This is a genomic window from Roseateles sp. P5_B10 (assembly GCF_056400485.1).
This window is the reverse complement of the sequence record NZ_JBFULE010001143.1, coordinates 1-1,310: the sequence shown is the minus strand read 5'-3', so window position 1 is coordinate 1,310 and position 1,310 is coordinate 1. Positions and strand designations below refer to the sequence as shown.

General features: G+C 66.5%; 1 protein-coding gene and 1 pseudogene. Both read right to left on the bottom strand.

Annotated features, from left to right (window positions below; genetic code table 11):
- A partial coding sequence (locus AC1DU6_RS31565; protein WP_477862118.1) for an aldo/keto reductase occupies positions 1–882 on the bottom strand: 882 nt, incomplete at its 3' end.
- Positions 879–1,310 (bottom strand): annotated as a pseudogene (locus AC1DU6_RS31560) (oxidoreductase); the annotation flags it as partial. The gene AC1DU6_RS31565 and the pseudogene AC1DU6_RS31560, both read right to left, overlap by 4 nt.

Below are 1,310 nucleotides of genomic sequence, written 5' to 3'. Positions count from 1 at the left end.
ATCCAGCTCCAGTTGGGGCGCGGCTATCAACTCCGACAAATGGTCAGGCTTTGACGTCCCCGGGATCGGGACGATGTCCTTGCCCTGGTGCAGTAGCCAGGCCAGCGCCAACGTGGCCGGCGCACAGTTCAACCGTGCGGCCTCGTCCTGGAAGCCATCCAGCAGCCGCAGATTCGCCGCGTAGTTCTCCGGCGAAAACCGCGGCATGCCGCGGCGGATGTCCTTGGGCTCCAGCTTGCTGACGTCGCGCAGCTCACCGCCGAGGAAGCCGCGCGCCAGCGGGCTGAAGGCGACGAAAGCGACGCTCAGCTCGCGGCAGGCGTCGAGCACGGCGATCTCCGGGTTGCGTGTCCACAGCGAGTACTCGGTTTGCAGCGCGGCAATCGGGTGCACCGCATAGGCGCGCTTCAAGGTGGCGGCAGAGACCTCGGACAGGCCGAGCGCGCGAACCTTGCCCGCCTTCACCAGCTCGGCCATCGCGCCTACGCTCTCCTCCACCGGCACCTTGGCGTCCAGCCGGTGCAGGTAGAGCACATCGATGACGTCGGTGCGCAGCCGCTTCAGGCTGGCCTCGACGCTGACGCGGATGGTGTCTGGACGGCCGTCGATGACGCGCTGGCCATCGACGCCTTGCATGCCGCATTTGCTCGTCAGCACGATGCGCTCGCGGTGTGGTGCAAGCAGGCCGCCCAGCAGTTCCTCGTTGGCGCCAAAGCCATATAGCGCCGCCGTGTCGAACAGCGTGATGCCGCCGTTGAGCGCGCCGTCCAGCACGGCTGCCGCGACGTCGCGCGATGGCGGTGTGCCATAGGCGTGGCTGAGGTTCATGCAGCCCAGGCCGATGGCCGAGACCTCGAAGGGGCCGATGCGGCGGGTTTTCATTTCAGCTGCTGCTCAAGCTCGTGCAGCACGCGGTAGCAGGGCAGCACTTGCGCCACGCTGCTGTTGGGCTCGCGGCCCTCGCGGATGGCGGCGAAGAACTCGCGGTCCTGCAGCTCGATGCCGTTCATGGACACGTCCACCGCCRACACGTCGATCTTGTTCTCCTTGCCGTCGAACAGGTCGTCGTAGCGCGCCAGATAGGTGCCCGTGTCGCCGATGTAGCGGAAGAACGTCCCCAGCGGGCCGTCGTTGTTGAAGGACAGGCTCAGCGTGCAGATGGCGCCGTTGGCGGCCTTGAGCTGGATGCTCATATCCATCGCAATGCCCAGCGTTGGGTGGATAGGGCCTTGCAGCGCATGGGCCTGCACGACCGGGCTCTGCACCTGATATGCGAACAGGTCCACCGTGTGCGCCGCGTGGTGCCACAG